At 61.1% G+C, this 12,636-nt stretch carries 12 protein-coding genes; 9 read left to right on the forward strand and 3 right to left on the reverse strand.

The window, feature by feature from the left end; all coding sequences use genetic code 11:
* Positions 1-114 precede the first annotated feature (114 nt).
* From AB4N64_RS17910 to AB4N64_RS17920, 3 genes are read left to right on the forward strand one after another with little or no spacing between them, the layout of a single operon-like run.
* On the forward strand, positions 115-1,473 hold the full coding sequence (locus tag AB4N64_RS17910) for a TolC family outer membrane protein (protein WP_460117219.1): 1,359 nt from the start codon (positions 115-117) through the stop codon (positions 1,471-1,473).
* A gap of 18 nt (positions 1,474-1,491) precedes the next feature.
* Positions 1,492-3,651 (forward strand): type I secretion system permease/ATPase, encoded by a 2,160-nt coding sequence (locus tag AB4N64_RS17915; RefSeq protein WP_460117220.1) that lies wholly within the window; start codon positions 1,492-1,494, stop codon positions 3,649-3,651.
* Positions 3,652-3,660: 9 nt separating this feature from the next.
* The gene (locus AB4N64_RS17920; protein WP_460117221.1) at positions 3,661-5,016 is read left to right on the forward strand and encodes an HlyD family type I secretion periplasmic adaptor subunit; all 1,356 of its coding nucleotides are present in this window, start codon (positions 3,661-3,663) and stop codon (positions 5,014-5,016) included.
* A 47-nt stretch (positions 5,017-5,063) separates the two neighbouring features.
* Here AB4N64_RS17920 and AB4N64_RS17925 read toward each other — a convergent pair whose 3' ends face one another.
* Together AB4N64_RS17925 and AB4N64_RS17930 are read right to left on the reverse strand one after the other, a co-directional pair.
* The gene (locus AB4N64_RS17925; RefSeq protein WP_460117222.1) at positions 5,064-5,660 is read right to left on the reverse strand and encodes a tRNA-uridine aminocarboxypropyltransferase; all 597 of its coding nucleotides are present in this window, start codon (positions 5,658-5,660) and stop codon (positions 5,064-5,066) included.
* Positions 5,661-5,672: 12 nt separating this feature from the next.
* Positions 5,673-6,569, reverse strand: a complete 897-nt coding sequence (locus tag AB4N64_RS17930; RefSeq protein ID WP_460117223.1) for a LysR family transcriptional regulator — start codon at positions 6,567-6,569, stop codon at positions 5,673-5,675.
* A 221-nt stretch (positions 6,570-6,790) separates the two neighbouring features.
* Here AB4N64_RS17930 and speB point away from each other — a divergent pair, with 221 nt between their 5' ends.
* The 6 genes from speB to AB4N64_RS17960 all read left to right on the forward strand — a co-directional run bounded on the left by speB (position 6,791) and on the right by AB4N64_RS17960 (position 12,297).
* The gene (gene speB, locus AB4N64_RS17935) at positions 6,791-7,741 is read left to right on the forward strand and encodes an agmatinase (RefSeq protein WP_460117224.1); all 951 of its coding nucleotides are present in this window, start codon (positions 6,791-6,793) and stop codon (positions 7,739-7,741) included.
* A gap of 9 nt (positions 7,742-7,750) precedes the next feature.
* A complete protein-coding gene (locus AB4N64_RS17940; protein WP_460117225.1) occupies positions 7,751-8,173 on the forward strand; it encodes a YybH family protein in 423 nt (140 codons plus the stop codon).
* 54 nt (positions 8,174-8,227) lie between these two features.
* Positions 8,228-9,733, forward strand: coding sequence for a purine-cytosine permease family protein (locus tag AB4N64_RS17945; protein WP_460117226.1), 1,506 nt, complete (start codon positions 8,228-8,230; stop codon positions 9,731-9,733).
* A gap of 77 nt (positions 9,734-9,810) precedes the next feature.
* Entirely contained in the window at positions 9,811-11,190 is a 1,380-nt protein-coding gene (locus AB4N64_RS17950) for a sodium:solute symporter family protein (protein ID WP_460117227.1), read from the forward strand.
* 85 nt (positions 11,191-11,275) lie between these two features.
* Positions 11,276-12,001 carry an MBL fold metallo-hydrolase gene (locus AB4N64_RS17955; protein WP_460117228.1) on the forward strand — a complete coding sequence of 242 codons (726 nt, stop codon included), beginning with the start codon at positions 11,276-11,278 and terminating at the stop codon, positions 11,999-12,001.
* Between the two features lie 44 nt (positions 12,002-12,045).
* A complete protein-coding gene (locus tag AB4N64_RS17960) occupies positions 12,046-12,297 on the forward strand; it encodes an acyl carrier protein (protein WP_460117229.1) in 252 nt (83 codons plus the stop codon).
* 97 nt (positions 12,298-12,394) lie between these two features.
* Here AB4N64_RS17960 and AB4N64_RS17965 read toward each other — a convergent pair whose 3' ends face one another.
* Entirely contained in the window at positions 12,395-12,523 is a 129-nt protein-coding gene (locus tag AB4N64_RS17965) for a PA1414 family protein (protein WP_257737111.1), read from the reverse strand.
* Positions 12,524-12,636: the final 113 nt, after the last annotated feature.

Genomic DNA, 12,636 nt, shown 5'->3' on the forward strand with positions numbered 1-12,636 from the left:
CTTAGAATAATGTTCTTAGCTCTGATGTTACAAGTATGAAACGGTTTTACCCATAAATGCCGTCAAATATTTGGCGACTGATAAAGCACCATTAGGATTCAGGGAGATGTACCCATGCGCCAGTTGACCCCGCTCTGCAGTTCGATTCTTTTGGCCATGGCCTGCATCTCTCAGGCTCAAGCCATCACGATCACCGAGGCGATCCAGAGCACCATCGCCACTCACCCGGAACTGGCGTCGCGGGTCGACAGCCGTCTGTCGGCGGATGAAGACGTGAAAGTCGCCAAAGGCGGTTTTTACCCATCGGTCGATCTGAATGCCTCGTACGGGCGCGGGTACAGCGACAACACCAATACCCGAGCCTTCGGCAATCACCACACCGAAATTCTCAACTACACCCAGTCTGAGCTGCGTCTGCGGCAGATGTTGTTCGACGGTTTCAACACGTCGAACGAAGTCCAGCGCACCAAGGGCGTGGTCAACTCCCGGGCCTATTACGCCCAAGGCACGGCCCAGGACCTGGCGCTGCGCACCATCGAGGTCTACCTCGAAGTACTCAAGCGCCGCGAGCTGGTGACCCTGGCCAAGAACAACCTGCAGGCGCACTTGCGGGTCAACGACCAGATCGGCCTGCGCACCCAGCGCGGCATCGGCAGCAACGCCGACGCCGACCAATCCGTCGCCCGTCGTGCACTGGCCGAGAACAACCTCGACACCGCCGAAGTCGATTTGGCCGACGCGGAAGCGAACTTCTACGCCGTCGTCGGCCGCATGCCCGACGAACTGGAAGCGCCGCCGTCGATCCGCGGAGAGCTGCCTCCCTCTCTTCCTGACGCCCAGCAGAGCATGGTGGAGAACAACCCGTACCTGAAATCGGCCCAGGCCGACGTGCAATCGGCCGAGAGCCAGTACGAAGTCGCCAAGTCGCCGTTCTACCCGCGCTTCGACGCCGAGGCTGCGGTGGGTGCCAACAACAACATCGCCGGTGAAGAAGGCCACGACAACGAGTGGCGCGTGGGCATCGTGATGAACTACAACCTGTTCCGCGGCGGCAGCGACAAGGCGCGACTGGCCTCCGACGCGCACAAAATCAATCAGGCGCTGGACATCCGCAACAACGCTCTGCGCCAGCTCAACGAGAACATTCGCCTGGCCTGGAACGCCATGCTCAACGCGCGCAAACAGACCCCGACCGCTCGTGAGTATGCCGAGACCACCACCCGCGTGCGGGCGGCCTATCAGGATCAGTTCGGCCTGGGCCAACGTACCCTGCTCGACGTGCTCGACAGTGAAAACGAGCTCTACAATGCCAACCGCCGCTACACCGAGGTTCGCTACACCGAGGAGTTCTCGATGTACCGTGTCCTGGCAAACATGGGCGAGTTGCTGAGCAAACAACGCGTGGTGCTGCCCGCCGATGCGATTGCCAGCAGCGAAGTGAAGAGTGAAGCCCGTCTGCCTGAGTTGAGATAACGCAATGGAACGATCCCTGTGACCAGCATGGAGCCGGGCAACTCCGGTGTCGATCCGCGACTGAGCTTCGATGACCCCCTTCTGGACGGTCTGCTGATTCTCTGCAAACTCCATGGCGCGACCGTCAGCCGCGCCAGCCTCAGTGCCGGGCTGCCAATGGCACACCAACGCCTGAGCCCGGACCTGCTGCCTCGTGCAGCGGCCCGGGCCAGTTTGCAGGCGCGCCTGCTGAACCGCGACCTGGAAGATATTTCCCCGCTCAACCTGCCGGTGATGCTGATCCTCAACAACGGGCGCACCGCCATCCTGCGCCGCTTTGGCGAGGATGGCCGCCTGCTGATCCTGCCCAGCGAAGCCGACGGCGGCGAGCAATGGGTCAGCCGCGAAGAACTCACGGAGGACTACAGCGGCCAGGCGTTGTTCGCCCGGCCACGACACGAACTCGAAGACTTGCGCTCGCCCTTGGTGCCGAGGGTCGAGGCGTGGTTTCGTGACACGCTCAAACTGTCGAAATGGCTGTACAGCGACGCGATCCTCGCCAGTTTCCTGATCAACCTGCTGGGCTTGATGGTGCCGCTGTTCGTCATGCAGACCTACGATCGAGTGGTGCCGAACCAAGCCACCTCAACGCTGTGGGTGCTGTCCATTGGCTTGCTGATCGGCACCGGTTTCGAGCTGGCGTTGCGGGTGGTGCGCGCGCACCTGCTGGACACCGCCGGCAAGAAAACCGACGTGATCCTGTCCGCGACCCTGTTCGAGCGCATCACCGGCATGTCCATGAAAGCGCGCCCGGCCACCATCGGTGGGTTTGCCCAGAGCATCCATGACTTCCAGGGCCTGCGTGAATTCCTCACCGCCGTCACCCTGACCAGCCTGATCGACCTGCCTTTCGTGGTGCTGATGCTCGCGGTGATCGGCCTGCTAGGCGGCTGGCTGGTGGTGATCCCCTTGTTCGCCTTCCCCATCACCATTGTGTTTGCCATGGTGATTCAGGCGCGCTTGCGAGACACCGTGCAAAAAAGCCTTGCCCTGGGGGCCGAACGCCAGGCCCTGTTGATCGAAACCCTCGGCGGCCTGGAAACCCTCAAGGCCTGCAGCGCCGAAAGCGAACGCCAGCACAAGTGGGAAAGCACCCACGGCGCCCTCACCCGCCTCGACAGCCATGCGCGCAACCTCTCGGCGCTGGCCACCAACGGCACGTTGTTCATCCAGCAATTCTCCGGGATGGCGACCATCGTTGCGGGCGTCTACAGCATCATCGCCGGCAACATGAGCGTCGGTGCGCTGGTGGCTTCGTACATGCTCGGCAGCCGCGTGCTGGCACCACTGGGCCAGATCGCGGGGTTGATCACACGCTATCAGCAGGCGCAACTGACCATGAAAAGCACCGATGCGCTGATGGGCCTGCCCCAGGAGCGTGACGTCAAGCAGCGTCCACTGGAGCGCACGCAACTGCAAGGCGCACTGGACGTCAGCGGCGTGACCTTTCACTACAATGGCCAGAACGCGCCGGCGTTGAACAACATCAGTTTCAGCCTCAAACCCGGTGAGCGAGTGGGCATCATCGGCCGCAGCGGCTCGGGCAAAAGTACCCTGGGTCGATTGGTGATGGGTTTTTTTGAACCCAATGAAGGCCAACTGCTGCTTGATGGCCTGGACCTGCGGCAACTGGATGTCGCCGACTTGCGCCAGCAAATCGGTTATGTGGCGCACGACCTGCCACTGCTGGCTGGCAGCCTGCGCGACAACCTGACGCTGGGCGCACGCTACATCAGCGATTCGCGCATGCTCGAAGTGGCCGAACTGACCGGTGTGACCGAGCTGGCACGCCAGCATCCTCAAGGGTTCGACCGGCCGGTGGGCGAGCGTGGGCAGCTGCTGTCCGGCGGTCAGCGCCAGGCGGTGTTGCTGGCGCGAGCGCTGCTGCTCGACCCGCCGATCATGCTTCTCGACGAGCCGACCAGCGCCATGGACAACAGCAGCGAAGACGTACTGCGGCAAAAAATGCAGAGCCTGGTCCAGGGCAAGACCCTGCTGCTGGTGACGCACCGCACGTCGATGCTCAGCCTGGTGGATCGGCTGGTGGTGCTGGACAACGGGAGGATCGTCGCCGACGGTCCGAAAGAAGCGGTCATCGACGCACTGCGCAAGGGCCGTGTCGGCTCTGCGGCCGTCTAGGAGGCCGCCATGGCATCTTCACAAAGTTCACGCGGTTACTTCGACAGCTTCAGCAAAAGCGCCGAAAGCGAGTACATGCCGGAAACCGCCGGCGCTTCGTTACAGGATTCACCACGCTGGTCGCGGATCACCGTGTGGCTGGCGGCGGCGTTGATCATCAGTGCAGTGGTCTGGGCCAAGTTCGCGGTGCTGGACGAAGTCACCATGGGCGAAGGCAAGGCGATTCCTTCGAGCAAGATTCAGGTGATCCAAAACCTCGAGGGCGGCATCGTCACCGAGATCTTCGTACGCGAAGGGCAGATGGTGAACAAGGGCGACACCTTGCTGCGCCTGGACGATACGCGTTTTCTGTCAAATAAGGGGGAAAGCGAGGCCGACCGCTACGCGCTGACTGCGCAGGTCGAACGCCTGTCCGCCGAGGCTGAAGGACGGCCGTTCAAGGTGTCCCAGGAAGTGATCGACAAGGCGCCACAAGTGGCCGAGGACGAACGTTCGCTGTACGAACAACGGCAACGCAGACTGGCCAGCGAGCAGCGCACGCTGACCGAACAACTGCGGCAGAAAACCCAGGAACTGGCGGAATTTCGTTCCAAGCAGGGTCAATACAGCTCCAGCCTGGCCTTGCTGCAACAGGAAATGAACATGTCCGCGCCCCTGGTCGGCACCGGCGCGGTATCACCAGTGGAAATCCTGCGACTCAAACGCAGCGCCGTGGAAATTCGCGGTTCCCTCAATGCCACGACACTGGCGATTCCCCGGGCTGAAGCCGCCATTGCCGAAATTAAAAGCAAGATCGATGAGTCGGAGCAAACCTTCCGCTCCGAAGCGGCGAAGGAACTCAACGAGAAACGCACCGACCTGTCAAAAATAACAGCCTCCAGCATCGCCATCGATGACCGGGTGAGCCGAACCACCGTGGTGTCACCCGTGCACGGGATCATCAAGTTGTTGAAGGTCAATACCATTGGCGGCGTCGTGCAGCCGGGCAGCGACATGGTGGAAATCGTACCGATCGAAGACAACCTGCTGATCGAAGCGAAGGTGCGTCCACAGGATGTGGCTTTCCTGCACCCGGGACAGAAAGCCATGGTCAAGTTCACCGCCTATGACTACACGATCTACGGCGGCTTGAGCGCCAAGCTGGAGTTGATCGGCGCGGATACGATCACCGATGACAAGGGCAACAGCTTCTATCTGATCCAGGTACGTACCGACAAGAATCACCTGGGCGGGGATGTCAAACCACTGCTGATCATTCCGGGGATGGTGGCGACCGTGGACATCATTACCGGCGAGAAGAGCGTGCTCGATTACCTGTTGAAACCGGTGTTGAAGGCGCGGACCGAGGCGATGCGCGAGCGTTGATGTGTGTTGTCAGTACTTGCCCGCGATGGGTCCGGCACTGACAACAACTATTTCGGCCCATGATTACGCTGAAAAACCTCCTCCCCCATCGCCGCAATCTGCCCCTCGATCAACGCCTCGAACGGCTTGAGCAACGGCGCAAAATCGCCCGGCGCTTCCAGCACCTGCAACGCCTGCACAATCGCCTCCACCGTCGACAAGGCCCCCGGCCCCGGCGCCTTGCGCAGCCGGTAGCGTGACACCCCGCCTTCGGCAAGCGTCACCCGGGGCAACGCTGCCAGCGGCGGATTGAGGTGCAGCATCTTGCGCGCCTTGCGCCAGGTGCCGTCCGGGACCACCAGCAGCATTGGCTGATCACCCGCGCGGTAGGCCCGTATCGGCTGTGCACCGTCACCCGGAAACAGCAATCGCGCCTGATAACCCGGCGGGTTCAACAACCGCGGCAAATCCTCGAACACCTCACCGACGATCAACTCGGCATTGGTCAATCCCAACGCCGCCAGCCGTGCGGTGTTCAACGCGTGATTCACTTCGCTGGGGTGTTGCAGCAGCAAGACCCGGGTGCGGCTGTCCAGGCTCGGGATCAACGCACACAGGCAGTGGGTTTGCGGGCGCAGGCAGCGCGGGCACTGGAGTCTGGACATCGTTCTGCTTCCTCAAGCGGCCTGGTTCAGTTGCGCCTTGAGCAGGTCGCGAAATGTCTGGATCAATGGTTCGCGACTACGCCCCCGGCGAATGATCATCGAGAACGGTGCCTGGTAACCGAAAGTCGCCGGCAGCAGAACGCGTAGATCACCCTTGTCCGCCCAGGCCTGGGCATAGTGCTCTGGCAGGTAACCGATGTAAGCGCCGGACAACACCAGAATCAACTGTGCCTCCATGCTTTCCACCGTGGCGGCGCTGTGCTTGAAACCGTGACGCGCCAGTTCAGCCTGGCTCCAATACCCACGCCCGACCATGCGTTGCTGCGTAATGACCTGCTCCGGAATGCGCCGCTCGTTGAACAACGGATGACGGTTGCTGCAATACAACCAGTGCTGCTCGCGATACAGCGGCATGTAGACCAGCCCGCTCATGCGCGTGGAAAAAGCACCGATGGCGAGGTCCAGGCGGTTGTCCTGCACCCCCAGTTGCAGCTCATACGGGCTCATGACCGAGAGGTGCAAATGCACTGCCGGGTGTTCCTGACTGTAGGCGCCGATGGCTTCGGCGAAAGGCAAGGCCTTGTCGCTAACGGTGGAATCGATCACCCCCAGGTTCAAGGTGCCGCGCAATTCGCCTTTCAAGGCCGCCGCGTATTGTTCGAAGCCCTCGAGTTCGCCAAGCAGGCGCAAGGTTTCCTGATGAAACAGTTCGCCCTTGCTGGTCAGGCTGAAACCGCCACGCCCCCGATGACACAGCACCAGGCCCAGGGCGGCTTCGAGCTGGCTCATGTAGGTGCTGATCGCCGAAGTCGAGAGGTTCAACTCCTGCTGGGCGTTGGCGAACCCCTGGTGACGGACCACGCTGACGAAGATGCGCAACAATTTCAGGTCGGGTAAAGCATTGGCCATGGGAGCTCCTGTCCGAGCGCGGAACCTGTGGGAGCGCAGATTGCGTTGGCGGGAAGTCTATCGCCCCACCCGTCATTAGTTTAGAAAAATCTGAACTAAGTATTTGCCCGTAGCGATTCTTCCGCCCCGCACCATTTCGCAGAATCGGCCCACAACGGTGCCCGAGCCTTCCCGGCCTGTGCCACCGCCATAACTAAAACAACGACGATGAGGCCTTACCCGTGGACAAGATTCTCCACCAACCACTGGGCGGCAACGAAATGCCGCGCTTCGGCGGCATCGCCACCATGCTCCGACTCCCCCATGTACCGACCGCTGCCGGCCTGGACGCTGCCTTCGTAGGCGTGCCGCTGGACATTGGTACTTCGCTGCGCCCCGGCACCCGCTTCGGACCGCGCGACATCCGCACCGAATCGGTGATGATACGCCCGTACAACATGGCCACCGGCGCTGCCCCGTTCGACTCGCTGTCGGTGGCGGACATCGGCGACGTGGCGATCAACACTTTCAACCTGCTGGATGCCGTACGCATCATCGAAGAAGCCTACGACAACATCCTTGAACACGACGTGATCCCGCTGACCCTGGGCGGCGACCACACCATCACCCTGCCGATCCTGCGTGCTATCCATAAAAAGCACGGCAAGGTAGGCCTGGTGCACATCGACGCCCATGCCGATGTCAACGATCACATGTTCGGCGAGAAAATCGCCCACGGCACCACTTTCCGTCGCGCCGTCGAGGAAGGCCTGATCGACCCCGACCGCGTCGTGCAAATCGGCCTGCGCGCCCAGGGTTACACCGCCGACGACTTCAACTGGAGCCGCAACCAGGGTTTCCGCGTGGTCCAGGCCGAAGAGTGCTGGCACAAATCCCTTGCGCCGCTGATGGCCGAGGTTCGCGAGAAAGTCGGTGGCGGGCCGGTGTACCTCAGTTTCGACATCGACGGCATCGACCCCGCCTGGGCGCCTGGCACCGGCACCCCGGAAATCGGTGGCCTGACGACCATTCAGGCGATTGAAATCGTCCGTGGCTGCCAGGGCCTCGACCTCATCGGGTGCGATCTGGTAGAAGTCTCGCCCGCCTACGACACCACCGGCAACACCTCGCTGCTGGCCGCCAACCTGCTGTACGAAATGCTCTGCGTACTGCCCGGCGTCGTCCATCGCTGAGGACCGGCCATGACTGAACATGATCAGGTTTTGAAAGCGGCCGCCGACCTGGTAGCCGCCTTTGCCCGCAATGATCGCGAAGCTTATTTCGGCGCCTTCAGCGTTGATGCCAGCTTCGTGTTCTACACCCTCGAACAGCCCCTGCTGTCGCGCGATGCCTACCAGGCGATGTGGGACAGCTGGCGCGCCGAGGATGGCTTCGAGGTGGTGTCGTGCACTTCGAGCAACGCCTTCGTCAGCCTGCAGGGTGATGTGGCGATTTTCATCCATGACGTGGCCACCGAGCTGCGCATGCAAGGGGAGCAACACTTCAGCCAGGAACGCGAGACGATTGTTTTCAAAAAACAAGCGTCTGGCCAAGAACAACAAGGCTTGTGGCTGGCCTGTCACGAACATTTATCCGCGATGCCGGAAGGGCTGCCCACACCTTAGCCAAACAGGTGACGCTCACACACGATGAGCGCGCCTTTATGATCGGAGCAGATCATGAATAACAACAACAACGACCCAAGCCTTACGCAGATTGAAACCCACGGGGTCGAACAGATCCCGGACAACGAGCGCACCGCCGGCCCAACGGACCTGTTCCGGATGATCTTCGGTGGCGCCAACACCTTTGCCACCGCCGTGCTTGGCAGCTTTCCGGTGCTGTTTGGCCTGTCTTTCCAGGCGGGCGTCGCGGCGATTGTGGCCGGTGTGCTGCTCGGTTCGCTGATTCTTGCGCCCATGGGCCTGTTCGGCCCGCTTAACGGCACCAACAACGCCGTGTCGTCCGGTGCGCACTTTGGCGTACACGGACGGATCGTCGGTTCGTTCCTGTCATTGCTGACCGCCATCGCCTTTTTCTCGCTGTCGGTGTGGAGTTCGGGTGATGCGTTGATCGGTGGGGCGAAACGCCTGATCGGTCTGCCGGAAACCGACCTGACCCTGGGCCTGGCCTACGGTCTGTTCGCGATTCTGGTACTGACGGTGTGCATCTACGGCTTCCGTTTTTTGCTGTGGGTCAACAAGGTCGCGGTGTGGAGCGCCAGCCTGCTCTTCCTGCTGGGCGTCTTCGCCTTCGCCGGTCCTTTCGATGTGAACTACGCCGGCACCGTGAACCTGGGTCAACCGGGCTTCTGGGCAGCGTTCATCGGCGCGGCACTGGTAGCAATGAGCAACCCGATTTCCTTCGGTGCGTTCCTCGGCGACTGGTCACGCTACATCCCGCGCCACACCCCCAAGGCCCGGATCATGCTGGCCGTGGTGTTCGCGCAAGTCGCCACGTTCATCCCGTTCCTGTTTGGCCTCGCCACCGCCACTATCGTCGCGATCAAGGCGCCGGACTACATTGCCGCCAACAACTACGTCGGTGGCCTGCTGGCCGTTTCGCCGAGCTGGTTCTTCCTGCCGGTGTGCCTGATCGCAGTGATTGGCGGCATGTCCACCGGCACCACCTCGCTGTATGGCACCGGGTTGGACATGTCCAGTGTGTTCCCGCGCGTGCTGTCACGGGTCAAGGCGACGCTGCTGATCGGGGTGCTGTCGATTGTCTTCATCTTCATCGGGCGCTTTGCCGCGAACCTGGTGCAGAGCGTGTCGACCTTCGCCGTGCTGATCATCACCTGCACGACGCCATGGATGGTGATCATGATCATCGGCCTTCTGGTGCGTCGGGGCTTCTATTGCCCGGATGACCTGCAAGTGTTCACTCGAGGGGAAAAAGGTGGCCGTTACTGGTTCGCCCACGGCTGGAACTGGCGCGGGCTGGGTGCCTGGATCCCGAGCGCACTGGTGGGTCTGTGCTTTGTCAACCTGCCCGGGCAATTCGTCGGCGTGCTCGGCAACCTGGCAGACGGCATCGACATCAGTCTGCCGGTCACCCTGGGCCTGGCGTCGGTTGTGTATCTGGTGCTGCTGAGTCTGTTCCCGGAACCGGCAGCGGTGTACGGGCCGGGGGATGTTCGTAGCAAGGGTGCGGCTGCGGATACTGCGTTGCGTCAGGTGGCCTGAAACCTTCCCTTGTAGGAGCGGTGCTCGCCAAAAGAACTTTGTTTCACCATAAAAAAGACAATCGGAGACACGCCATCATGGCATTGGATTTATTCGTCGTACTCATTTACGCCGCTGCGATGCTGGTTCTCGGCTACTTCGGCATGCGCAAGGCCAAGACCAACGAAGAGTTTCTGGTCGCCGGACGCAACCTCGGCCCAACCCTGTACATGGGCACCATGGCGGCCACGGTACTGGGCGGCGCTTCCACGGTCGGCACCGTGCGCCTGGGTTACGTGCATGGCATCTCCGGCTTCTGGCTGTGCGCCGCACTGGGTTGCGGGATCGTGGCGCTGAACCTGTTCCTCGCCAAACCGCTGTTGAAACTCAAGATCTACACCGTGACGCAGGTGCTGGAAAAGCGCTACAACCCGATGGCCCGCTCAGCGAGCGCGGTGATCATGCTGGCGTACGCACTGATGATCGGCGTGACCTCGATCCTGGCCATCGGCACCGTGCTGCAAGTGCTGTTCGGCCTGCCCTTCTGGATCTCGGTACTGCTCGGGGGTGGCGTGGTGGTGGTCTATTCGGCCATCGGCGGCATGTGGTCACTGACCCTGACCGACATCGTCCAGTTCATCATCAAGACTGTCGGCCTGATGTTCATCCTTTTGCCGATCTGCCTGTACCGCGTCGGCGGCTGGGATGAACTGGTGACCAAACTGCCGGCGGCGAGCTTCAGCTTCACCACCATCGGTTGGGACACGATCATCACCTACTTCATGATCTACTTCTTCGGCATCCTGATCGGTCAGGACATCTGGCAACGGGTATTCACCGTCAAGACCGCCAAGGTCGCGCAATACGCCGGCACCGCTGCGGGTCTCTACTGCATCCTCTACGGGCTGGCCTGCGCCCTGATCGGCATGGCTGCGCACGTGCTGATCCCGGACCTGGACAACGTCAACAATGCGTTCGCCGCCATCGTCAAACTGTCCCTGCCGGACGGCATCCGTGGCCTGGTGATCGCCGCCGCACTCGCCGCGATGATGTCCACTGCCAGCGCGGGCCTGCTCGCGGCCGCCACCACCCTGAGTGAAGACCTGCTGCCCAAACTGCGCGGCGGCAAGCAATCGAGCCTGAGCCTCAACCGTCTGGTGACCCTGTTGACCGGTGTGGTCGTGCTGGGTATCGCCTTGGTAGTGAACGATGTGATCAGCGCCCTGACCCTGGCTTACAACCTGCTGGTGGGCGGCATGTTGATCCCGTTGATGGGGGCCATCTTCTGGAAGCGTGCAACCACTGGCGGCGCCATCGCCAGCATGGGCATGGGTTTTGCCACCGCGTTGCTGTTCATGTTCAAGGACGGTCTGGACGCCAACACCCCCATCTACTACAGCCTGGCCGTAGGCCTGGTGAGTTTTGTGGTGGTGAGCCTGATGTCCCGCCGCCCGGCAGTGGTGGCCAGCGCCATCTAGGCTGAACATAAAGTTACGATGCTTTCTTCGACGAGTGTGGCGTCGGTTGCCACACTCGTTTTTTTTCGTCCGGAGAAAACCCTAGATGAAAATCGTTCCCCGCAATCAATGGTTCGAAGTCAAACAGCTCAGCGACGGCATCCGCCTGATTCATGAGCCGTGGATACGCCCCTTTTACCGCTGCAACCTTTGGCACATCCAGGGCCGCGAGAAGGACTTGCTGCTCGACAGCGGTTCCGGCCTGGTCAGCCTGCGCGAACAGTTGCCGTGGATAACCGAGCGGCCACTGGTGGCGGTGGCCAGTCATTGCCATTTCGATCACATCGCCGGCCACCATGAATTTTCCGAACGCCTGGTGCATCCCGCCGAAGCCGACATCCTCGCGACGCCTGACGGCGAAAACGATTTGAGCCGCGCCTTCGTCGGCGACGACATGTTCGAAGCGCACCCCGACTGCCCATTGTGTTACGCCGAATATCGGGTCAAGGCTGCGCCAGCCACCGGCACAATCGAAGAAGGCGACGTATTGGACCTGGGCAATCGCGTCCTGCAGGTGCTGCACACGCCCGGCCATTCACCAGGCGGTATCAGCCTGTATGAAGCCACCAGCGAAACCCTCTTCAGCGGTGACATCATCTACGACGGACCACTGATCGAAGACGCCTACCACTCCAACCTCGACGACTACGCCCGCAGTTTGCAACGGCTGCGCACGTTGCCCATCCGCACGGTACACGGTGGCCATTTCGGCAGTTTTTCCGGGGAACATTTACGGCACATGATTGACGAGTGGCAGCGCTCGCACGAGTGAAGGCTGCTGTACTCAATGCACCAACAACGTGTTGAAGAACCGTTATGAAAAAAGCTGCCGTGCGTGCCGCCGTGCATCGCTTCATCAGCCGATTGCTGGAAGACCAGGAGGACTTCGACGATCACACCAGTCTGGCGGAGTTGGGTTTGGATAAAGCCGATATCGAAGACCTGATCTTTCATCTGGAAGATGAATTGGGCCTGACGGCGTTTACCGCAGAAGAAGACCGGATACTCAAGACCGCCAGGACGGCGAATGATTTGAGCCGGTTTTTGATTGCCATCGGACGGCATTGACCGGGCACCTTCGACAGCGCCCTGCTGCCCGGCGCCCGAAGCGGCACTGGCCTCGCGGTGCTCGCTAGTGGCTACAGCAACTGCCTATCGGTCGCAATTACCGGCGGCGCTGCTGGCGTCGACGCTGCTCGTCGTCCGTACGGATCGGCACAGGTTGCATCGGTGGTTCGATCAAACCGAGTGCTACACCGAGGTCATGGAGCCAGTTCTGGATTTTCTCTTTCATGGTGCCCCCTTCAGGGTAATACCGGGTGGCTGAAATTTCGCAGCCCCTTCGCACTGATAATAGTCCGAAGTCCTACGCAATGTGCAGCAAAATCCGCAATGATCTGTTACTGA

The sequence above is a fragment of the Pseudomonas sp. S2_C03 genome (genome assembly GCF_054668405.1).

Coding starts and splice junctions, on each gene's coding strand:
- AB4N64_RS17950 (WP_460117227.1), top strand. CDS start 9,811: ATGGCATTGGATTTATTCGTCGTACTCATTTACGCCGCTGCGATGCTG.
- AB4N64_RS17910 (WP_460117219.1), top strand. CDS start 115: ATGCGCCAGTTGACCCCGCTCTGCAGTTCGATTCTTTTGGCCATGGCC.
- AB4N64_RS17945 (WP_460117226.1), top strand. CDS start 8,228: ATGAATAACAACAACAACGACCCAAGCCTTACGCAGATTGAAACCCAC.
- AB4N64_RS17930 (WP_460117223.1), bottom strand. CDS start 6,569: ATGGCCAATGCTTTACCCGACCTGAAATTGTTGCGCATCTTCGTCAGC.
- AB4N64_RS17920 (WP_460117221.1), top strand. CDS start 3,661: ATGGCATCTTCACAAAGTTCACGCGGTTACTTCGACAGCTTCAGCAAA.
- AB4N64_RS17955 (WP_460117228.1), top strand. CDS start 11,276: ATGAAAATCGTTCCCCGCAATCAATGGTTCGAAGTCAAACAGCTCAGC.
- AB4N64_RS17940 (WP_460117225.1), top strand. CDS start 7,751: ATGACTGAACATGATCAGGTTTTGAAAGCGGCCGCCGACCTGGTAGCC.
- AB4N64_RS17925 (WP_460117222.1), bottom strand. CDS start 5,660: ATGTCCAGACTCCAGTGCCCGCGCTGCCTGCGCCCGCAAACCCACTGC.
- AB4N64_RS17965 (WP_257737111.1), bottom strand. CDS start 12,523: ATGAAAGAGAAAATCCAGAACTGGCTCCATGACCTCGGTGTAGCACTC.
- AB4N64_RS17960 (WP_460117229.1), top strand. CDS start 12,046: ATGAAAAAAGCTGCCGTGCGTGCCGCCGTGCATCGCTTCATCAGCCGA.